The sequence below is a fragment of the Microbulbifer pacificus genome, assembly GCF_002959965.1.
GTDB classification, from domain to species: Bacteria; Pseudomonadota; Gammaproteobacteria; order Pseudomonadales; family Cellvibrionaceae; genus Microbulbifer; species Microbulbifer pacificus_A.
In genome coordinates this window covers 623,001-644,742 of record NZ_PREV01000027.1, presented here as the reverse complement: position 1 = coordinate 644,742, position 21,742 = coordinate 623,001, and the positions used below count along the sequence as shown (strand labels likewise).

Sequence of the window (21,742 nt, the reverse complement as noted above, 5' to 3'; positions counted from 1 at the left end):
CAGCAGCCCTTGCAGGCTGTTGAAAAGCACGGTCCCACTGCGCCGTAAAACAAGACAATAAAAAATGGTTTCGAGAGCATCAAAATGCCGAAACTCCGCCATCGACCGCCAAGGTCTGACCAGTGACATAGGTCAGAGCCGGCGAACACAGCATCAACATCGCACTGACGACCTCTTCCGGCTTACCCAGTCTTTTCATCGGACAACCGGCGGCGAAAACTGCACGCATCTGGTCCGCGGTAGCGCCTTCCGGTGCCTGCATGTCGGTGATCATGGGTGTCAGGGTGTAAAACGGGCAGACGGCATTGACGCGTACATTGTGGCGGGCGTATTCCACCGCCGCAGTGCGGGTAAGGCCGACAACAGAGTGTTTTGCCGCGGAGTAAGATGAGGCCTTGGGGGCACCGCCGACACCGGCCATGGAACTCACATTCAGGATGACACCATCACCCTGCATGCGCATCACCCTGAGCTGGTGCTTCATACCAAAGAACACTCCCTTCACGTTTACCCGCTGTTGCAGGTCGAAGGTTTCTTCGTCCACCTCTTCGAGATACTGCAGAGGTGGCGCAATCCCCGCGTTGTTGACGGCTATGTCCAGGCGACCAAAATGCTCCCGCGCCAACGCCACCATAGCGGCGCCGTCTGTTTCGGACGACACATCACAAGCCATTGCCCGCACCTCGACACCATATGCCGACAGTTTTTCTTCGACCGCCTGCAGTCCCGTCAGGTTGATGTCTCCCAACACAAGGCGCGCACCCCGGCGCCCCAGTTCTTCGGCGAGCAGTGCACCAAAGCCACTGGCGGCGCCGGTAATCAGAGCGACCTTGCCTGTGAAATCCAGCAGGGGATCACGTTGGAATTCCGACATGCTCAAAGCCCTCCACAGGCGGTAAGGCCGCCGTCGACCACCACGCATTCACCGTTGGTGTAGCTGCCGGCGTCGGACACCAGGTACAGCACGGTTCCCGCCATTTCCTCCGGCTCCGCATGGCGATGCATGGGAATATGGCCGATGGCGGTTTTGTAGATCTCCTCATGGGAAAACAGCGCACCGGCAAATTTGGTTTTGGTGAGCCCCGGCAACAGCGCGTTAACGCGGATATTGAACTGAGCACATTCCTTCGCAAAGGCCTTGGTCATATTCACCACCGCCGCCTTGGTGATGGAGTAAATGCCCTGCCCCACACCCGGTTGCAACGCGTTGATGGAGGCCGTATTGACAATACAGCCGCCGCCGTTTTCCCGCATCAACTTGCCCGCTTCCACCGACATGAAAAAATAACCGCGAATATTGACCGCCACGGTTTTCTCGAAAGCACCCAGATCCGTATCCAGAATGTGTCCGAAGTAGGGATTGGTGGCCGCATTGTTTACCAGGATATCCAGCTTGCCGTACTGAGTGCGGATATGACGGAATACCTGGGCGATGTCATCCATACTGCCGATATGGCAGGGCAGCGCTTCCGCTTTCCCCCCCGCATCATTGATGGCATCCGCCACCGCCTGACACCCATCGAGCTTGCGGCTGGATACCAGTACATGGGCACCCTGCTCCGCCAGCAGTTTGGCAATCGCCTCGCCGATACCGCGACTGGCGCCGGTTACCAGGGCAATCTTGCCGCTCAGATCAAAAAGATTCGTCGCCATAACATTCTCCCGACAATCGTTAGTTGTATTTTTTAATCGCTTTCTTTTTCAATGACATCCAGGGCGAGCTTCGCCAGCGGGTCGACGAAGGCACCCAGTGCCGCCGCATTTTTGCTGGAGGCATTACCTTCATGCGCGCGCTTGGCCACACCCTGGATAATGGCCGCCAGGCGGAAAAAACTGAACGCGAGATAAAAGGCCCAGTTGTCGATGCGTTCGATGCCCATGCGCTCGCAGTAACGCGCTACATACTCACGTTCGCTCGGTATACCAAGTGCGCGCCGGTCCACGCCCATCAAGCCGGAGATGTTCCCGCTGTCCGCCGGCATACGCAGTTGCATGCACTGATAGGCCAGGTCCGCAAACGGATGCCCGAGGGTAGACAGTTCCCAGTCGAGCACGGCAATGGCGCGGGGCTCGGTGGCATGAAACACCATATTGTCGAGACGGTAATCGCCATGCACCAGCGATACGCGACCGTCGTCCTGCGGAAGATTTTCACCCAGCCAGCAGATCAACCGATCCATAGCGTCGATGGTCTGCAGCTCCGAGGCCCGGTACTGGCCCTGCCAGCGCTCGAACTGGCGCTCGAAGTAATTACCGGGCCGGCCGTAATCGGTGAGACCGGCTGCTTCCAGATCCACGCTGTGCAGAGCGGCCAGCACCCGGTTCATTTCCTCGTAAACGGCGCGACGCTCGCTGTTGTTCAGTTCCGGCAGCGCGGCATCCCAGAAAATCCGGCCCTCGCAATACTCCATGAGATAGAACATGGAACCGATCACCTCGCGGTCTTCACAGAGGTGCAGAACTTCGGGCACCGGCACATCGCTATCCACCAGTGCCTGCATTACACGAAATTCCCGATCCACTGCGTGTGCGGATTTCAGCAGCTTTCCCGGCGGCTGGCGACGCAGCACATAGGTGCCCGCGCTGGTCTCTACCTTGAACGTCGGGTTCGACTGACCGCCAGAAAATTTATTGGCGCGCACCGGCCCATCAAACCCCGGAATCCGTCCCTTCAGATACGCGGACAGCGTTTTCGTATCCAGCTGATCCACCGATGGGCTTTTCACCTCTGTCATTCATCCCTCCTCTGCGGCGTATTGCGCCGCCAGATTGCGTCCCAGTTGCATCATGTGGACCTGATCGGGCCCGTCGGCGAGGCGGATGGTGCGGGCGTAGCTGTAGCCCCGGGCGAGACTGAAATCCTGGCTGAGGCCGGCGGCACCGTGGATCTGGATGGCGCGGTCAAGGACGTTGCAGGCCATCTGCGGTGCGACGATCTTGATCATCGCGATCAGATCCCGCGCGGCCTTGTTGCCATGTCGATCCATCTGATCGGCGGCCTTCAGAGTCAGCAGACGCGCCTGCTCAATTTCACACGCGGATCTGGCAATGTCTTCGCGTACGGAGCCCTGCTTGATCATCGGCCGGCCGAATACCACACGACTCTCCGCACGCCGGGCCATCATTTCCAGCGCGCGCTGGGCCTGGCCGATAAGGCGCATACAGTGATGAATACGACCCGGCCCGAGACGGCCCTGAGCGATTTCAAATCCGCGACCTTCGCCGAGAATCAGGTTTTCCTTCGGTACCCGCACATTGTCGAAAATGATTTCCGCGTGTCCCTCCGGCGCATCGTCGTAACCGAATACGGTCATGGGGCGAATGACCTTAACTCCCGGCGTATTCATCGGCACCAGGATCTGAGACTGCTGGCGGTAGCGATCTTCGCTTTCCGGCGCCGTCTTTCCCATCACAATCATGATTTCGCAGCGGCGGCTTAACGCGCCGCTGATATAGAATTTACGGCCATTGATGACGTAATCATCGCCGTCGCGCACAATCGCGGTTTCGATATTGGTGGCATCACTGGAGGCCACTTTGGGCTCGGTCATGGCGAAGGCGGAGCGGATTTCGCCGGCCAGGAGCGGCGTCAGCCAGCGCTCTTTCTGCGCCTCCGACCCGTACTGGGCGAGCACCTCCATATTGCCGGTATCCGGCGCGCTGCAATTGAAAATTTCCGAAGAAAACAACACCCGCCCCATCTCCTCCGCCAGCGGTGCGTACTCCAGGTTTGTCAGCCCGGCACCGTGTTCGGCTCCGGGTATAAACAGGTTCCACAGGCCTGCGTCCCGAGCCTTGCGCTTCAGCGCTTCCATAATGGGTGGTTCGCCCCAGCGATCCTGCTCCAGTTGCTCCATATACAGGGCTTCAACGGGGATCACTTCCTCCGCCATGAACTGCTTCAGACGCTGGAGCAGATCCTGCACTTTCGGGGAATACTCAAAATTCATCGCTGCTTTCTCTTGTTAACTGTAAGTAATGAATTCGCGGCGCTGGCGCGTATCCAGATGTGGGACATGGTTGAAGCTGTGCAGGCTCACACCGCTGCGGCCGGCGAAGAAGCGGCTGACCGCGGTATTTTTTATCTGCATGTTCAGCTGGGTCACGCTGTGGGACGGTGCCCCAAGAATCTGCCGCACCATCATGGCAATGGCGCCACCGGAGCTCACCACCAGGGTCCTGCCACCGCGGGCACCCGCAGCGAGAACACCCAGCACTTCTTCAATACGCTGTTCAAACTGCTGCCAGGATTCCGCCCCGGTAATTTCGCCGGCGGACCATGCATGCATGGCCATCTTCAGAAAGCGGTAATAGTCCGCGCGCTCCGCGCCGGCGGCCGGTGTTGCCTGTGGGTTTTTCTCGCTGTAGGCGTGCATCACGGTTTTGAAATCAAACTCGTTCAGCTGCGGCAACTCCTCCACTTGCGTGCTCGCGAGCCCCAGGCCTTCGCAGATACCGCGGGCCGTTTCGCGGTGCCGCCGCAGGTCACCACAAACGATGTGATCGAATTGCTGCCCCTCTTCTGACCAGTGTTCCCCCAGCCAGCGCGCCTGCTGCCAACCGAGTTCAGACAACTGGTCGTAGTTGTCGCTGCCAAAGGACGCCTGACCGTGGCGCACTACAAAAATTTCCGGCACAGCTCCTCTCCCGTGGTTGGCCCAGTAAACATTGCATCGAAGGTTTCGAATTACGTCCCGGGTTATTCACTCAACCGCCGGACTGGGAGATAAAGCTAGCGATTCCCCGTGGATCATCAAAGTTTATTATGTAAATATTCAAACATTCACAGTGGTGATGGCTGGTCACGCGAAAGGTTCGGTGGCCGCGATTCGAGGAGAGCGCTGACCATGCAGTTGCAACAGATCGACATGAACCTGTTCCCGGTACTGGATGCCATCTACACCACGCGCAACCTCACCCGGGCGGCGGAGCGCCTGCATATCACTCAGCCCGCGGTGAGCAACGCGCTGGCGCGATTGCGGCGAGCCCTGAACGACCAACTGTTCACACGTACACCGAACGGTATGAGCCCCACGCCACTGACGGAAAGCATCATGCCGCGGGTGCAGCAGGCGCTGGCGTTGCTGGACAGCAGCGTGACCGAGCAACATCAGTTCGAACCGGCTACTGCACAGAAGACCCTGCGTCTGTCCATGAACGACATGGCAGAAACACTGGTGCTGCCGCCACTGCTGGAGCATTTGCAGCGCGTCGCGCCGGGTGTGAGTGTGGAATCCTATTACGTACCGCGCGAGCAACTGGTCAGGGAATTGGCGGCCAACAACCTGGATTTCGCCCTCGATATTCCCATGGTCTCCGCGACCCAGCTGAATCAGCAGCGCCTGGTAGCAGACCGCTATCAGTGCATGCTGCGACCGGACCACCCCCTTGCCGGGGAGGCGAGCCTTACCCTGGAACAGTATCTGGCGCTGGAACACATCCATGTATCCAGCCGGCGCAGTGGCCCGGGGATCACGGATATCGCGCTCAACAAGCTGGGGAGGCGGCGCAAGATCAAACTGCGGGTGCAGCACTACCGGGTTGCACCCCTTGTGGTGTTGAAAACCGACCTGGCCCTTACCGTCCCCATCAGCCTCGCCCGTCAATACCCGGCCAGATGCTTCGAACTGCCGTTCCAGATTCCGCAGATGGACTGGCACCTGTTGTGGCACCGCAGCCAGGACGAGGACGGTGCACACCGCTGGCTGCGGGAGCAGGTCATTGCCCTGTTCCGGTAGTTCAGAGAAGGGGGACTGGCGCGGCCAGAAGATTCGAGCGGATTGGTCAGTGTCGCCGTTCTCCCGGGCTTGCTATCCTTGAGGAAAGATATGCAACTTTTTGCATAGTTTCTGCAGGGACCGTATAGCACGTTGCCGAGAACCGCCCCATCGGGCGTAACCCACCGGACTCCCGCTCCCGGGCGCGGGCGCCGCACAGAACGAGAATGACCGCCATGTCACAGCAGCCTTACCCACATCTGCTCGCCCCCCTGGACCTGGGTTTCACCACCCTAAAGAACCGGGTACTGATGGGCTCCATGCATACCAACCTGGAGGAGCATCCCGGCGGCTTCGAGCGTCTGGCCGCCTTCTATGGCGAGCGCGCCAGAGGCGGTGTGGGCCTGATCGTAACCGGAGGGATCGCCCCCAATGAGGAAGGCGGGGTATTCCAGGGCTCCTCCAAAATGACCACCGCCGAGGAAGCAATGGCGCACCGCGCCATCACCGATGCCGTACATCGCGAGGGCGGCAAGATCTGTATGCAGATCCTGCACGCCGGCCGCTACGCCTATAACCCCAATCTGGTGGCGCCTTCCGCCATTCAGGCGCCGATCAACCCGTTCACGCCAAAGGCGCTCAGCGAAGGGGAAGTGGAACAGCAAATCGACGACTATGTGCGCTGCGCGGTGCTGGCGAAAGAAGCGGGTTACGACGGCGTCGAGGTAATGGGCTCCGAGGGCTACTTCATCAACCAGTTCATCGTCGCCCGCACTAACCACCGCGATGATCGCTGGGGCGGCAGCTTCGAAAACCGTATCCGCCTGCCCATCGAAATCGTCCGTCGTATTCGCGAAGCGGTAGGTGAAGACTTCATCATTATCTACCGCCTGTCCATGCTGGACCTGGTGGAAGGCGGCAGCGATTTTGACGAAGTGGTGGCACTCGGCCAGGCCATCGAACTCGCCGGCGCCTCCATCATCAACACCGGCATCGGCTGGCACGAAGCGCGGGTTCCCACCATCGCCACCAGTGTGCCGCGCGCGGCATTCAGCGATATCACCGCCAAGGTGAAGCAGCATCTTTCGGTACCGGTCGTCACCAGCAACCGCATCAATATGCCGCAGGTGGGCGAAGACGTACTGGCAGCCGGCCAGGCGGATATGATTTCCATGGCGCGTCCGTTTCTGGCGGACGCAGAATTCGTCAACAAGGCGGCGGAAAATCGCGCGGACGAAATCAACACCTGTATCGGCTGCAACCAGGCATGCCTGGACCACACCTTTGAACTGAAACTCACCTCCTGCCTGGTCAATCCGCGCGCCTGTCACGAGACCGAGCTGAATTACCTGCCGGTGAAAAGCGCCAGGAAAATTGCAGTGGTGGGCGCGGGCCCAGCCGGCCTCGCCGCCGCTACAGTGGCCGCCGAGCGCGGCCATGAGGTAACCCTGTTCGAAGCCAGCGACGAGGTGGGCGGCCAGTTCAATATCGCCAAACAGATTCCCGGTAAGGCGGAGTTTGAAGAGACCCTGCGCTACTTCAAACGCAAGCTGGAAATCACCGGCGTGGACGTGCGCCTCAACACCATCGCCACCGGGGACAACCTCGAAGGATATGACGAGGTCATCATCGCCACCGGCATCTCCCCGCGTACCCCGCCCATCGAGGGCATTGAACACGCCAAGGTGCTCACTTACCTCGACGTGCTGAAACACAAGAAGCCGGTGGGCAAAACCGTTGCGATCATCGGCGCCGGCGGTATCGGCTTCGATGTGGCCGAATACCTGACCCACAGCGAGGAGCACGGCAGCGAGCTGATCGCCAGCAGCAAGCAGGAATTCTTCGACGAGTGGGGGGTGGATATCACCCTGGAACACCGCGCCGGCCTCAAGCCCCAGCAGCCGGTCACCAGCCCCCGCCAGATTTTCCTGCTGCAGCGCAAAGCCTCCAAGGTAGGCGCCGGACTCGGCAAAACCACCGGATGGATTCACCGCACCAGTCTCAAGCACCGCGCAGTACAGAACCTGGCCGGGGTCACCTATGAAAAGATCGACGATCAGGGGCTGCATATCCGCCTGGGCGACGAGCAGAAGATCCTCGACGTGGACAATGTGATCATCTGCGCCGGCCAGGAACCCCTGCGTGCGCTGCACGACCAGCTGCAGGCTCGGGGCCAGTCCAGCCACCTGATCGGCGGCGCCTTTGAGGCGGCAGAACTCGATGCGAAGCGCGCCATCGACCAAGGGTCCCGCCTCGCAGCGTCTCTGTAACCACCACCGCGCATCGGATTGCTGCGGTCGCCATCGACCGCCAGCAATCCCGATCAGCGGACGCACTCCTTTCCCACAGCTCTCCCGGCAGAATCCCATCCCAGACCTATACTGTGTGATACGGATTTATCTGCCAGGGAAGATCCTTTCACCGCGCGCCAACGCCGAGTAACAACGTAGAAACCCCATCTTCCCTGCGCCGTCACAATAACGACCGACAGGAAATTTCTGCGCCATGGCTGCGTCCAATGCCCTCTCTGAATTGCTCTCCCGCGCACGCCTCACGATAGAACAGGAGTTATCGGAACTCACACCACCCTACACACTCTTCTTCTCGGTAAGCGACGGAATACAGCGGGCACGGGTATGCCACGGGCGCGGGATGGATCTCGATACGCTGTGGTTACAACTGGCCACGCAGGCGCGCAGACTGCTTTCCAGTGCGAAAATGGCGGGTCACTGGTTACGCATCGACTGGGTCACCAAAAGCGAAACACTGGACTGGCGCCAGTTGCACCAGAGATTCGAGAAAACCAAGCGCGGATACTTCCGCTATGGCCTGGCACTGGACGACACATGGAATATCGCATTTCTGGAGCAGGAACTGAACGGCAACGCCATGCTCTACGGTGGCAACAAGATTGAGCATGTCGTCGTCAACAAGCGTAACTTCCGCGCTTATACAGACCGCCGCTTTGGCCGTAAAACGATACTGGACTTTGCCGACACCAGCCCGGTCACTCTACTCCATACCGAGGGGGTATTCCTCGATCGCAAAACTGCCCCTCAACGGCTATATGGGCCGGGTCGCAATGCCGGGCGTCGCATTATCGACACACTGGACGACGCCACCACTAATCATCTGATCAACACCAGCAGCCAGTATCTTGCTTCCCAGGTCCTTGAGAACGGACGCTTCGAGTACGGCTGGCACTGTTGCTTCGATCGTCCCATCGGCACATACAATACACTGCGCCACGCCAGTTCGACGTACGCCCTGACGGAAGGTTGGGAAGTAACCGGTGACGAACAGAGCAAACACGCCATCGATCGTGCGCTCGCCTACCTCACCGAGCAACTGATAAAAAAAGTTCAACTTCCCTCGGGCCGGCAAGCCGCCTTTCTCGTTGAAAGCAATGGAGAGATCAAGCTCGGTGGCAATGCGGTGTGTCTCCTCGCATTGGTAAAGTACAGTGAACTCACCGGCACCAAGGAATACTGCCAACTGCTTGAGGAGCTCGCACTGGGCATACAATTTATGCAGGACAACACCAGTGGCAAGTTTGTGCATGTGTTGCAGTATCCCGAACTCACCGTGAAAGAGAAATTCCGCATCATCTACTACGACGGTGAAGCAGCGTTCGGCCTGATGCGACTGTACGGTTATACCAAAGATGAACGCTGGTTGAGCCTGGTTGAAAAAGCCTTCGAATATTTCATTGCAAACAAACACTGGCAGGCACACGATCACTGGCTCAGTTACTGTGTCAACGAGCTGACGCTGTATCGTCCGGAAACACGTTATTATCAGTTTGGTATCCAGAATGTAAGCGGCCATCTGGATTTTATTATCGAACGAATTACTACATTCCCCACGCTACTGGAACTGATCATGGCCGCGGAACGCATGGTTACGCGGCTGCGCCACGATAAAGAACACGCACATCTGCTCCGGCAACTGGACCTGCACAAATTTTATCGGGCGCTCCATACTCGGGCCATGTATTTATTAAATGGATATTACTGGCCGGAATATGCCATGTATTTCTCCAACCCCGCCAAAATATCGGGAAGTTTTTTTATTCGCCACCACGCTTTTCGCGTTCGCATTGATGATGTTGAACATTATCTTTCCGGATTTGTTGCCTTCCGGAAGTATCTTCTTCTTGGTGGTTGCCCGCCGGAGTTTCAGAAAGACACTCAACACCTTGACCTTGCTCCAGCAAATACGTCATCCCTACCTATTCTCGCCTGGGGGGGCGATGTCAATCTGGCGCGACGCCAGCATTACCGAACGGCCTTACTCGGTGAAGAAGAAGTCCTGGGAAAGATTCCGGCACTGAATAACGCAGATCTGAGTGTTGTCAACCTCGAGTGCGTTGTTGCCACCACCGGCGAACAGGGTACAGACAAGGGCGAACATGCCCCGTACTACTATCGCGCGCGCCCTGGCATGCTCAAACTGCTGTATCAAAGCGGTATTGATGTAGTGACGACAGCCAATAATCACAGCGGTGATTATGGCAAGCAAGCACTTCTGGAGCAGGGATACTGGCTGGATACAGTAGGGATTGGTCACACAGGATCTGGCTTTGACTTCGACACTGCTATGAAGCCAGTGATCCGTCCTGCCGGCGCGCTCAACGTCGCGATATTTTCTCTGGATGCTACGCAAAAACATTTTGCGGCGGGCCCAAGAACACCTGGATGCGCCCATCTTTCTATACAGAAACCAGACCTGTGGTTACAGGTCCTGGAACCCAGGATTGCCGCTGCGAGAAAATATGCTCATGTAGTGGTTGTGGCTGTTCACTGGGGTGACAACCTGGAGGAACAGCCCAGTGGTGCAGAAATTGCAGTTGGGCACCGGATTATTGAGGCTGGTGCCGATGCGGTTCTCGGAACCAGCGCTCACATACTGCAAGGTATCGAAATTTACCAGGGACGCCCCATAATTCACGATGCGGGAGATCTGTTGTTTGACTCCGTACAAAGGAGTCTAAAGGATGGCGGCATCTTCCAGCTGGCCTTGAGTTACCGGGGTGTCGAGGAAGTGCGATTTATCCCTATCGGTGTAGGGTTCGGCTTCAGCCATCAGTTATCCGGTCAAAGTGCAGATAGCGTAACCAGACGGTTTGAAAAATTGTGTGCCGTATTTGGAACGAAGTTACAGATTCTTGGCGACGGCAGCGGAAAAATAGCATTGAATCCACCGGTTAGAAAGTACCAGCGAGTCCCTCCAGCCGCGAAACCTTCAGTGAATATGGACCTACTGGATCGCTTACAGCGCCCCCTCAACCCGAGCTGGGCTGTTGCTGAAGTCCCATCAGCTGCACAAATTCCACCGATGGATTTCGGCCCGCTCCAACTGATCGGAGTCCAGTATCACCCAAAGGCGATCGAGCGCAGACAGTTGCTGTATGTCGAAACATTCTGGCGAATTGCACCATCATACGCCGGGACAATTGACATGGATCTGCGCCTGAATATTCGCGCCGTGCCTGTTAATGATTCAGAAATACCCTACTGGGGAAAGGGGATGGACCATGATCCCTGCGATTGGCAGGTCCCAACGAGCTGCTGGCAACACGGTATCATTTATCGCGACTACTACTGCCTGAGGCCACCAGCTACGAAACACCTGAAAAATATTCCTCTGCAGTTACAGGTGGGAATCATCAGCGAAAAGACCCAGATAAAACCCATACCCGTACCGGACAGGGTTGTACCTGTAATACTTCCACTACAAATAAGCCAGCCACGCACGGCAATCTCCCACAGCCGCCCCATATATCGCTCAGAGTTTCCTGCATCGGTCTACAGAGAAATACCAGGCCAAACCTGGAATGCTCAGCAATTGGAAGATGTTACCGGAGGAACCTGGCTCGTAGCACCACCTCCAGGGTGGTATGTTGCCAGTGTTGTGTCAGGAAAAAGCTTTATTCACCAGTCCCAGGCACCGACACTATTCGTCGCACATAGTAGTCGTGATCGCGCCTTTCATGAAAACAGATCACCGAAACATTACTCCGACTGGGACCTGCACCGCCAGCTAAAAAAAATTGTCGATACATTTGGCAGTGGTACCGGACGACAAATAGCTGGAGTAATGGTATCCAAGCCCGTGAAAGATCTGCCAGGACACCTTCCAGTATTACTAGTACAGGATCCGATTCGCGCTGTTGTGGAATTGGGATTTTCCGCGAGAAATCGGTTTCGCAAGGATGTCGTTGCAATCACTGGTACAGCCGGAAAATCGTCGACATTAAAGATGCTGAATGGGATTTTAAGGGAAAAGGGAAACATCTTAACGAGTCTGGGAAACTACAACTCCCGTGTTGGTGTACCGACCACATTGGCCAGCCTCAACAACAATTATCAGGCAGCACTACTGGAAATTGCACAGAGTGCACTCTGGATGCGCGACGGCCCGATAACCCAGCGAGTACACCCCACCGTCGCGGTTATCACTGAAATCGGCGTTTCTCAAACCGCTCAGGGTATTCGCACCACCATGGATACCGCCACCTGGAAGTCTCGGATCTTCACAGGCCTTACAGGACGCTCAATTGCCGTCATTGGCGAGCATCTCGCGCATTTCGACTACATTCGACAAGAAGCCAGCAAGCACGCAAAAAGAATCGTTGTATTCGGGGCGAGTGCCCAGGCCGACATTCGTATCCTGCATATCACCGGCAATAACCAAGGTAGTCACGTTACGTTGCAGATAAACGGTGAGCACCTTACCGTTTCTATCCCCGTCCCGAGCACAGGAATGGTATATAACGCGGTTGCCGCAATCAGCGTCGCCTACGCCATGGGCTATTCTGCGAAAGAGGCGATTCAGTCGATTCAGTCATTTCAGCCGGACGATGGTCACCTCCAACAGACCCGAATTCCCGTAAATAACGGTTTTGCGACCATGATTGATGACAGCTGGAATGCAGAAGTGACCTCGATGTTAAATGCATTTTCAGTACTAGAAAAATCATCCCCGCCTGAAGTCAACAGAAAAATCGCGATACTGGGGCGTATCGTTCACTTGGGTGAACAGGCGTCCGTGTTGCATCGCAGCCTGGCCAGACCACTTATGGAAAGCGGCGTTTCCTATGTGATCACCCACGGGGAGGAGATGAAGCACCTTAGAACAGAGTTACCGGCGGAAATTCTTGGCCCGCACTATTCAAGTGCCAGCGAGCTCGCACGATCATTCGCATTGGAAATAAAAGCCAGTGATCTTATTCTGGTCAAAGGGTCTAGACGCGATTCGGATTTCGGAGAGATCCCCAAGCTGCTGCGAGATCTCTTGAACAAGGAGCTGGTTAACGGGTAACCAGAAAACACAGTGGCGATTTTCTCAAAACCATGCACTTCAGAACTTCACATAAATCATCTCACTCGATATGCCATTGAACGTCCACTTCAACCTGATTTTTTTTATTGAACCCTTTCGGCCACCGATTAGACCATACCCAAACAGAGTTACGATTAAGAACAACTTTTGTCCGGCCTCCATAACCAAAACCGTAACCGGAAGACGGATCCAGAGCCAAGTTTGGATCCACGGGGATCCATCGCTCGTTTAGGTACACCTCAGCCGCGTGGTGATTGGGGCGATCGAATGACCTCCGTTCGCGGAAATGGAACTCTGAAGTCATCCGAGCTGGATAGCCCATAGCTCTGGCGAGGGCAACGAACAGTGCCGAAAACTCAGTACAATCTCCTTGGCGCACCGACACAGCGTACAGTGCTCCCCTGTTAGGTTGGGGTCGATACTGGATTATTTGCTGAGGCAATAAATATGCTGCACGCAGTCTGCCCTCCGATGAAGAGTAACTCCGCTCTATCTGTTGAGCCAAACGTCTGATCTCAACAGAATCTGCCTCTATATATTTTGCAGGCTGTAAATAACTTTCCTGGGGCTCAGACTGCCGGAGATGCTCACTCCATTCCGTAGTTTGAGAGGGATAATGGAAATCTCGCAACAGCAGTTCGAAATAGACTTTTCTGACAGATTGTGCATTCGCGGGAATATCCCAGACTATCTCCAGAAATTCTCCAGCGGTATCTTTGAATGGCTTTCGTATGGCGCTTTTGACAGGATCGTGACGGATCTGGAGAAGCTCCTGTTGCCAATGCCCATTAACTGGTATGGATATCCTATGTACATATCCCGAAATAGGGAGGTTGCTCTTGTTGACAATCTGAATCTCGGCGATCAATGTGACTTTCTGACCAGATCCAACCGTTTCTGCAGGTAGATTTCCAGCCAGAAAAATACCAAAAAGTAAAATGCCAATATTGCGAATCATATATATCCGTCGGTCAACGTTCGCGCAATGCTTCTCCCGCCTGGTTAAACGGTTTGACCAGGTAATCAAATATCGTCTTCGATCCAGTTTTTACATCTACGGTTGCCACCATTCCCGGAACAATAGGAAATTCCACACCAGCGCGATTGATTAGAGCATCGGAATCCGTAAGTATCAGCACGTGGTAGTAATATTCACCGGGTTTGGTTTCATCCTGGATTGTATCGGGAGATATTGTCGTTACCTTTCCATCAAGACCACCGTATACACTGAAATCATATGCAGTAATTTTTACTTTGGCGTCCTGTCCCGGATGAATGAAGGCGATGTCCCTTGGGGAAATTTTCGCCTCGATCAAAAGACGGTCGTCGAGAGGAACAATTTCCATCAGACGTCCATTAGGTGGTATCACCCCTCCAATGGTAGTAACTTCAATATCCTTGACGATTCCGCGTACCGGAGATTTCAGGGTAAGTCTGGTGAGGGAATCCGATCGCCCTTCAATAACGGAAGAAAGCGCATCCACTTCTGCACTAACACTCGCCAGTTCCTCGCGAGCGCGCACCATGTATTCGGACTGCACATCTTTTATCTTAAGATCGAGCTCCGATTTCTGTCGGCTTAACCGAAGAACTTCGACATTGCTCGCCGCGCCAGATTTTACCAGATCGCGGGTGATAGAAAGTTCACTCTGAATTAGTGCCCGTGATTCGCGGAGGCTGCTTAGAGAATCTTGCAAACTTCTCTGACGTGTCTGATAGAGCTTCTTCTCTTTTGCAATAAGTTCGGGATGCCCAGCCAGAGCCTCCGGAAATGCGAGATCTGTACCGTTGACTTCAGCGCTTAAACGCGCGGCGCTAGCAAGCGCCGCGCGGTATCTAGCCTCGCTTTCCTCGACATTCGATCGAATTTTTGTAGGATCCAGCTGCGCAAGTATTTGCCCTTGCTCGACGATGTCTCCCTCCTTCACGTCAAGACGGGCCAGTATTCCCCCCTCCAGAGACTGTATTACCTGCGCTCTGGATGTTGGAATAACTTTTCCCTCTCCTTTGGACACCTCATCTACATTGGCAAAGTAGGACCAGCCAATGAAACAGCTCAACATTAGAAAGAATAACCAGACCACTCGACCGGAATGTGATAATTTCGCCTCGTCGGACTCCTGGCTGTAATGTGAACCAGCATTGTGAAAATCCGCTTCTAAAAGAGCAATATTTGCGGCAACGCCCGGTGATTCATCCCTGCGGCTGATGGCGGATTTATGGTTACTGGGTGAGGGAATTTCACTGGACATCAATTCACCTGTTCTCTACTCAGCATTTTATCAGAATCCCGTGGATTCACCCCGCGCGCATGAACCTGAGAGAGCTTCTGAAGCGCGACTGATTTCGGCTCATCAAGAATTATCTGCCCGCCATCAACTACCAGTATTCGATCAACCAACTGTAACGTACTGCTTCGATGCGTAGCCAAAATCAGAGTACGCCCCTCAATCCATCGGAGCAATTTTGTGATGAACCTTTTTTCTGTCATATCATCCAGAGATGCAGTTGGCTCATCCAACAGAACCACACTGGGGTTTCGGATAAACAAGCGTGCGAGGAGTAATGACTGACGCTGCCCACCTGAAAGTCCGAGACCGCCTTCCAATACAACATGATCCAACCCCTTGGGAAGCTTGCGTATAAATTCCAGCGCGCCTGCCATATCCAGAGCAGCCATCAGCTCGCTATCATTTGCTCCGGGCATGCCCAGTGTTACATTCTCCCGCAAGGTGCCATGAAAAAGATTGGAATTTTGAGTAAGGAGACCAATGTCACGACGAGTATCAGATGGGTCAATATGCTCAAGACTCACCCCTTCGAGAGTTACCTCACCATTACTCGGTTCCAGCATTCCAGACAACGCCTGTAGCAATGTGGATTTACCTGCGCCATTTCGCCCCAGAACACCAACTCTTTCACCCGCACGAATTTTCAGGGAAGCAACATTCAATGCCGGCACACTGCAATCAGCTCCATATTTGAAGCTGGCCTGACGCATCCCAAAATTCCCGCGAATCGAAGAGAGATGTACCCGCTTGCTTCCCTCCGGGTGATCCACGGGCAGCCGCATTATCTGGTCCAACCCTCTCAGAGCATATTTCGCCTGCTGCCAACGACTGAGAACCTGCGTAATCTGTGACATCGGAGCCATCATCCGCGACCCGAGAATAGAAGCCGCAACCAACGAGCCAGTGGTCATGTCACCAGCCATCACCATAGGTGCGCCAAATAGCACAATCACCGCAAAGACAGATGATTGAACATTGTGAGTCCAGGTAACCAGGTTTCCAATCAGTGCGCGTAATCGCAAATTGGATTCTGCGGTGACCGCGTTGTAATGGTTCCATTGCTGCTGAAAGCGCTGCTCTGCTTGAAGTCCCTTAATGTCCTCCATCCCTTGAACTGTTTCTACCAACATGGCGTTACGCAACGATGACTCGCGAATGGATTCCCCAGCGAGCTGAGCGAGTCTCCCCTGCGCAAGAACGCCGGGAACAATAAGTAGTACTAAAGCACACAAAGGAACCAGTGCCAGTGGTCCTGCCACGTACCACATGAAACCTAGGAACAAAATAAAAAATGGCATGTCCGCCATGGCGAGAATGGTGGTGGAGGTCACCATCTCCCGGACTTTCTCCAACTCGCGAATCTGCGAAATAAAGGCCCCGGTGGATTTCGGTCGAGCGCTGTTACGCAGCCGAACGGCATGACCATAAACCAGATCAGAAACTCGTATATCTGCCCGCTTTCCAAGAACATCAGTAATACGGATGCGATTAACCCGCATGATGAAATCAAAAACAATCGCGATCATTACACCACTGAATAGCACATATAGGGTCGGAGTGGATTCAGCGGGTATTACCCTGTCATACACCTGCTTGGAAAACAGAATTCCGGCCAGCGCAAGTATGTTTGCTACAGTAGTAGCAACCATAACATGAGCATAAGGTTTCAGGTCTCTCAGAATAATGGACCTGAACCAGTGCTTCTCCTGAGGCTTAACATACTCATCGACCCGAACGTCCGCCACATTGTTAGCCGGCCTCAGAACTACAACCGAGAGAATATGCCCCACAATAAATTCTGACTTTACAGTAGATGATGCGCCTTTGTCGCCACTGAAACTTACTGAAAGATTACCTTCGGCATCTATGGTTTCTATAACACCGATTTGACCGTCCTTGAGTTGGAAAACCAGCGGCAATCTCCACGGACTCAACATAGACGTATCAAACTCAGAAAACTTAACAACCATTCCAGCCTGGCGAGCCATACTTCTCACCACGTTTTCTATCGTTTCCTCCTGACCCCACTTCGATGCAATTCGAATATTTTCCTCAGAAAATTCAAGACGATAATGCTTCGCAACGCAGACTACAGCTTCCATCCATTGAGAGAAATCTGTTTTCTCATTCCCGGATTCGCCCATATTCATCTCCTGCTTAAAAATCTGGATACAAATCCCGCAGCTTACGGAAGCACCTTCACACCCTGAATTGGCCTATCTTGTAAATTGAAGGCGTTCCTAATTTCTCCAACAGAGTACAGGCAGTCCACTCTTAGTTTATTGAGATCATACTCTGTGTTATTCTTTTCGATTCTCGCCTGATAAAGCTCCTGCTCAGAATTAAGAAGTTCTACCAAGGTTCTGGTTCCAAGGGAAGAATATTGCTGTCGATACAAATCACGTGTTTCGGATATCGCACGCAGGCGCGCATCCAATATCGATAGGCTTTTTTCCAGACCATCACTCTGATTCTGTGATATACGCAGATCTCGCACCGCACTCAGTCGTGCATTATCTTTGGCCGCTTCCGCGGAGCGCAGAGCGAAACCCGCCGCGTCCCGATTCGCGAAAATCCTTCCCCCTTGATAGATCGGCATAGACAGGTTCAGGAATACCGCATTCTCGTGGTTATTCAGAGCATTCGCATCCACATACTCCTGATCCAGATAACTATTAACACTCCCATCCAGTGAGAGCGTAGGCCACGACTGGGCTTTGGCCTCTTTTAGTTGAGCTACCGCCTCGGCACGCTGTGCCTCAGCCAGTAACACAGCGGGAGCGTAACTAGCCTGCACAGGATCAACCTGGCAGCCACGCACCACTGTTTCGGGTATCCTCATGGTCAGTGCTATTGGCTGCTCTACTCCCATCAGGTTCTGTAGCACACCCTTCCACCGATTCAACTGCGCCAGGAGCTGTTGCCGCGTCGCTCTTGCAGATTCAATGCGAGACTGCGCCTGCAGTACATCGGAGCGAGAACTCGCACCGCGCTCATTCCGGAGACTTACGAGTCTCGATATGGCGGAAACTCCCTGTATCTGTTCTTCCGCAGACGAAAGCAGCGCCTGGTACCTCTGAACCTCGATAGCCGCCTGAGCCGTGTCTCTTCCAATAAGATCGACCTGCTGCAGGACTCGAGCCTGAGAGACCTGTGCACCTGCAGTCGCAGCATCTACTTCGCTGGAGATCTTTCCAAAATCATACAAGACCTGCGAGAGGTAAAGCTGTACAGCGTGACCATCCCCGTCACCATCGTATTCACTCTCGTATCCTCCCACGACACCGATGCTGAGCTGAGGGAAATAGCCCGCGCGGGCGGCACGAATATTCTGCTGTTGCTGGTAAAGCTCGCTTACGGACTCCCCGATTGATGGATGCCAACCAACGGCCCTCTTAACAGCATCCTCCAAGCCTACCTCCAGAATACTCGCACTCATGGTAACCGCGGGATTGAGAGATTGTGCGGCAAACAGTGATTGCTCTGACCCTTCACCGTAAAGTTGTGACGGGTTTATGGTCTGAAGTGCCTCGTCCTGACTGGCAGCCAGCACTGGAATGTAGGCGGCAGATACAACGAGGAAAAGTAGTGCGGATACTGAAGGGGTTTCTATGAATGTCTGGCGGAAATTACCGCGTTCGACCTTACATGATTTACGTTTCGCGTGTTCTGAGATCACTGTTATTCACTTTTATTGTCGCCGTATAGCACCGAAAACTCGGAACGTGGCGGCCGGTTTTCTCGGTTTACCACATGCAAGTCTAGTCCAAAAAAAAGCACCGGGTTTTTGGCCCGGTGCCTTAGGCGCACAAATCTTCAGTGCGGAATTTCGACGAAGGATCTACAGGTCGTATTGAGTGTATTGCGACCACATAACATTGACAGGATCATCCATATCCATCGGCATCATCTCCAGCGTTTCCAGCGGGCTCATTGCATCGATGTTTGTTCCATGGATACCGCCGACCAACGTTTCGAAGCCCAATTGAGAGAGATGGTCACTTTCAAAGAAATCATCCAGTAGATCTTTCAGTGAAAGTAACGATCCATCATCATGGTGTGGCGAGTCAGAACATTCGCAATGATCATCAGCAACGAGTTTGGCCAACGCCACCTCAATGGCTTTTTCGAGCAGTAACTCCAGACTGCTCTCCAGCATACTCTCCATTACTTCTGAGTGAGCATGGCCGGATTCCGGAGTGGCATCCTGCTCAGAATCAACCAGAGCCAGTGACTCCGGTGACTCTTCATTGGTTAGCGCCATGGATTCCTCATCATCACACAGCTCGTCCAGGGAGATTACAGGAACAGTCGCCCCCCCCACATTGCCCGCCGGATTGGTAGGCCATCCCAGCATGACATCGAGTGGCGAAACTAAATTTCCATCCTCATCGTAGTGGTTGTTACCTGCCTTGATGATGTATTCCACCACAGGGGATCCAAATTCATCTTCAACACAGTCGAAGAGAGTTTCGGGATGGGATGGATCTTTAATATCGTCATCCTCGCCATATTCGACTTTGACGACCTGGCCATTTTGCAATCTGAACGCGACATAGGAGATACCATTTGGCAGCTCCATGTCAGAATCGGAATCGGAATCGGCGTCTGCATCGGCGTCTGCATCGGCGTCTGCATCGGCATCGGCGTCGGCATCGGCGTCGGCATCGGCGTCGGCATCGGCATCGGCATCGGCGTCTGCATCGGCATCGGCATCGGCATCGGCATCGGCATCGGCATCGGCATCGGCATCGGCGTCTGCATCGGCGTCTGCATCGGCGTCTGCATCGGCGTCTGCATCGGCGTCTGCATCGGCGTCTGCATCGGCGTCTGCATCGGCGTCTGCATCTGAGTCCGCATCTGCATCATCATCATCCGGCGTGATATCCGGCTTGTCGCACTCAATATCTATATCGATGTCGACATCGATATCAAGACTGCACTCATTGTGACAGTCGTCATGCCCCACCGTCTTCATTTTCTCAACGTCGATATCTATATCGATGTCGATGTCAAAGCCGTGAAGATCCAGTTCGTAGCTGAAGTGCCAGTCGCTATCGGCATCCGCGTCTGCATCGGCGTCTGCATCCGAGTCCGCATCTGCATCACACTCGAAGTCAATATCCACATCCACATCGACATTGATATCGCAAATGTGATGGCAGGGTTTGTCGCAATCGGCGTCGGCGTCGGCGTCTGCATCGGCATCCGCGTCAGCATCGGCATCGGCATCGGCATCGGCATCGGCATCCGCGTCAGCGTCAGCATCAGCATCGGCATCGGCATCGGCATCCGCGTCAGCGTCGGCATCGGCATCGGCGTCTGCATCGGCATCGGCATCGGCATCGGCATCCGCGTCAGCATCCGCATCGGCATCCGCGTCAGCGTCCGCATCGGCATCGGCATCCGCGTCCGCATCGGCATCGGCATCGGCATCGGCATCCGCGTCAGCGTCCGCATCGGCGTCGGCATCCGCATCGGCGTCTGCATCCGCATCGGCGTCGGCATCCGCATCGGCATCCGCGTCAGCGTCAGCGTCAGCGTCAGCGTCCGCATCAGCATCCGCATCGGCATCAGCGTCCGCATCAGCATCAGCGTCCGCATCAGCATCAGCATCGGCGTCCGAATCTGCATCCGCATCCCCGTCCGATGGTGTGGGAGCAGGAGGAGGCTCTTCTCCGACAGGCGGCGGTGTATTTCCACCGGGAAAGGATCCGGGATTGATAACGGGCGGTGGCGCAGATGGGGGGGGCGGTGGTTGGGGAACGGGCGGTGGTTCTACGATTGTGAATGTGGGGTTCGAGTCATCATCGTCGGTCGCATGTGCGATACCGATAATACCCAGGGCTGCCAGTCCCGCCCACACCCACGGACAAACAACCTCACCAGTCGGCGGAATGACTCCAGCCAGATCCGCGCCGGAGCTTACCTGAGCCAAGGAGAAAATAGATCCGTCGGCACCTTTCTGTGCCAGCAGGACGGCACCGGTCTCAGGGTCTTCCAGAAAAAGATCGCTTTCCAAGCTGTTCGTATCCGCCAGGTAGAAGTTCTCTATGGTAATGACTTCACCCGACGCCAACTGAATGATCAGATCTGTGCCAGACCTGGAGAAAGACACAATATCTTCCTGAGACAACCCTAATTTGACAAAGCCCGGAGAGCTTAAAACCACGTTCGCGGTTTCAAACGAACTCAGGGTGCCGCTGGACTTATCAACTACCTGCGTTTGCATCCTGCATACCTTTGTTTTCCATCATCCACTGATGAAGCCCTGACTCACTTTGGCGCACTCATACTCGACGTCAGAAATTATGATCGAGCAAAAACCATACAATGCGCGCAAATTTTAAACACTACTTATTTGGTATGGCTGAGTTATTCATTTATTTC

Annotated in this window: 13 protein-coding genes; 3 read left to right on the top strand and 10 right to left on the bottom strand. The window is 54.6% G+C overall.

Annotated features, from left to right (window positions below; all coding sequences use genetic code 11):
* Positions 1–79: 79 nt before the first annotated feature.
* From C3938_RS13445 to C3938_RS13425, 5 genes are read right to left on the bottom strand one after another with little or no spacing between them, the layout of a single operon-like run.
* Entirely contained in the window at positions 80–874 is a 795-nt protein-coding gene (locus C3938_RS13445) for an SDR family NAD(P)-dependent oxidoreductase (protein WP_105103783.1), read from the bottom strand.
* A 2-nt stretch (positions 875–876) separates the two neighbouring features.
* A complete protein-coding gene (locus tag C3938_RS13440) occupies positions 877–1,653 on the bottom strand; it encodes an SDR family oxidoreductase (protein ID WP_105103782.1) in 777 nt (258 codons plus the stop codon).
* Positions 1,654–1,685: 32 nt separating this feature from the next.
* A complete protein-coding gene (locus tag C3938_RS13435; RefSeq protein WP_105103781.1) occupies positions 1,686–2,735 on the bottom strand; it encodes a phosphotransferase in 1,050 nt (349 codons plus the stop codon).
* Positions 2,736–3,950, bottom strand: a complete 1,215-nt coding sequence (locus C3938_RS13430) for an acyl-CoA dehydrogenase family protein (RefSeq protein ID WP_105103780.1) — start codon at positions 3,948–3,950, stop codon at positions 2,736–2,738.
* 15 nt (positions 3,951–3,965) lie between these two features.
* Positions 3,966–4,637 carry a histidine phosphatase family protein gene (locus C3938_RS13425; protein ID WP_105103779.1) on the bottom strand — a complete coding sequence of 224 codons (672 nt, stop codon included), beginning with the start codon at positions 4,635–4,637 and terminating at the stop codon, positions 3,966–3,968.
* A gap of 210 nt (positions 4,638–4,847) precedes the next feature.
* Here C3938_RS13425 and C3938_RS13420 point away from each other — a divergent pair, with 210 nt between their 5' ends.
* The 3 genes from C3938_RS13420 (at position 4,848) to C3938_RS13410 (ending at position 13,040) form a co-directional block, all read left to right on the top strand.
* Positions 4,848–5,738: a LysR family transcriptional regulator gene (locus tag C3938_RS13420; RefSeq protein ID WP_105103778.1), complete on the top strand. Its 891-nt coding sequence runs from the start codon at positions 4,848–4,850 to the stop codon at positions 5,736–5,738.
* 215 nt (positions 5,739–5,953) lie between these two features.
* The gene (locus tag C3938_RS13415) at positions 5,954–7,987 is read left to right on the top strand and encodes an NADPH-dependent 2,4-dienoyl-CoA reductase (RefSeq protein ID WP_105104528.1); all 2,034 of its coding nucleotides are present in this window, start codon (positions 5,954–5,956) and stop codon (positions 7,985–7,987) included.
* 235 nt (positions 7,988–8,222) lie between these two features.
* Positions 8,223–13,040, top strand: coding sequence for a CapA family protein (locus C3938_RS13410; protein WP_105103777.1), 4,818 nt, complete (start codon positions 8,223–8,225; stop codon positions 13,038–13,040).
* A 61-nt stretch (positions 13,041–13,101) separates the two neighbouring features.
* Here the strand turns inward: C3938_RS13410 and C3938_RS13405 are convergent, their stop codons facing one another.
* From C3938_RS13405 to C3938_RS18335, 5 genes are all read right to left on the bottom strand, one after another.
* Entirely contained in the window at positions 13,102–14,019 is a 918-nt protein-coding gene (locus C3938_RS13405) for a transglutaminase-like domain-containing protein (RefSeq protein ID WP_105103776.1), read from the bottom strand.
* 13 nt (positions 14,020–14,032) lie between these two features.
* The gene (locus C3938_RS13400) at positions 14,033–15,313 is read right to left on the bottom strand and encodes an HlyD family type I secretion periplasmic adaptor subunit (RefSeq protein ID WP_105103775.1); all 1,281 of its coding nucleotides are present in this window, start codon (positions 15,311–15,313) and stop codon (positions 14,033–14,035) included.
* Positions 15,313–17,496, bottom strand: coding sequence for a type I secretion system permease/ATPase (locus tag C3938_RS13395; protein WP_199775608.1), 2,184 nt, complete (start codon positions 17,494–17,496; stop codon positions 15,313–15,315). Before C3938_RS13395 ends, C3938_RS13400 begins: the two co-directional genes overlap by 1 nt.
* A 41-nt stretch (positions 17,497–17,537) precedes the next feature.
* Entirely contained in the window at positions 17,538–19,031 is a 1,494-nt protein-coding gene (locus tag C3938_RS13390) for a TolC family outer membrane protein (RefSeq protein WP_233998907.1), read from the bottom strand.
* Between the two features lie 162 nt (positions 19,032–19,193).
* On the bottom strand, positions 19,194–21,584 hold the full coding sequence (locus C3938_RS18335) for a BapA/Bap/LapF family prefix-like domain-containing protein (protein ID WP_158681696.1): 2,391 nt from the start codon (positions 21,582–21,584) through the stop codon (positions 19,194–19,196).
* Positions 21,585–21,742: the final 158 nt, after the last annotated feature.

Coding starts and splice junctions, on each gene's coding strand:
- C3938_RS18335 (WP_158681696.1), bottom strand. CDS start 21,584: ATGCAAACGCAGGTAGTTGATAAGTCCAGCGGCACCCTGAGTTCGTTT.
- C3938_RS13395 (WP_199775608.1), bottom strand. CDS start 17,496: ATGGGCGAATCCGGGAATGAGAAAACAGATTTCTCTCAATGGATGGAA.
- C3938_RS13440 (WP_105103782.1), bottom strand. CDS start 1,653: ATGGCGACGAATCTTTTTGATCTGAGCGGCAAGATTGCCCTGGTAACC.
- C3938_RS13400 (WP_105103775.1), bottom strand. CDS start 15,313: ATGTCCAGTGAAATTCCCTCACCCAGTAACCATAAATCCGCCATCAGC.
- C3938_RS13410 (WP_105103777.1), top strand. CDS start 8,223: ATGGCTGCGTCCAATGCCCTCTCTGAATTGCTCTCCCGCGCACGCCTC.
- C3938_RS13420 (WP_105103778.1), top strand. CDS start 4,848: ATGCAGTTGCAACAGATCGACATGAACCTGTTCCCGGTACTGGATGCC.
- C3938_RS13435 (WP_105103781.1), bottom strand. CDS start 2,735: ATGACAGAGGTGAAAAGCCCATCGGTGGATCAGCTGGATACGAAAACG.
- C3938_RS13405 (WP_105103776.1), bottom strand. CDS start 14,019: ATGATTCGCAATATTGGCATTTTACTTTTTGGTATTTTTCTGGCTGGA.
- C3938_RS13415 (WP_105104528.1), top strand. CDS start 5,954: ATGTCACAGCAGCCTTACCCACATCTGCTCGCCCCCCTGGACCTGGGT.
- C3938_RS13445 (WP_105103783.1), bottom strand. CDS start 874: ATGTCGGAATTCCAACGTGATCCCCTGCTGGATTTCACAGGCAAGGTC.
- C3938_RS13430 (WP_105103780.1), bottom strand. CDS start 3,950: ATGAATTTTGAGTATTCCCCGAAAGTGCAGGATCTGCTCCAGCGTCTG.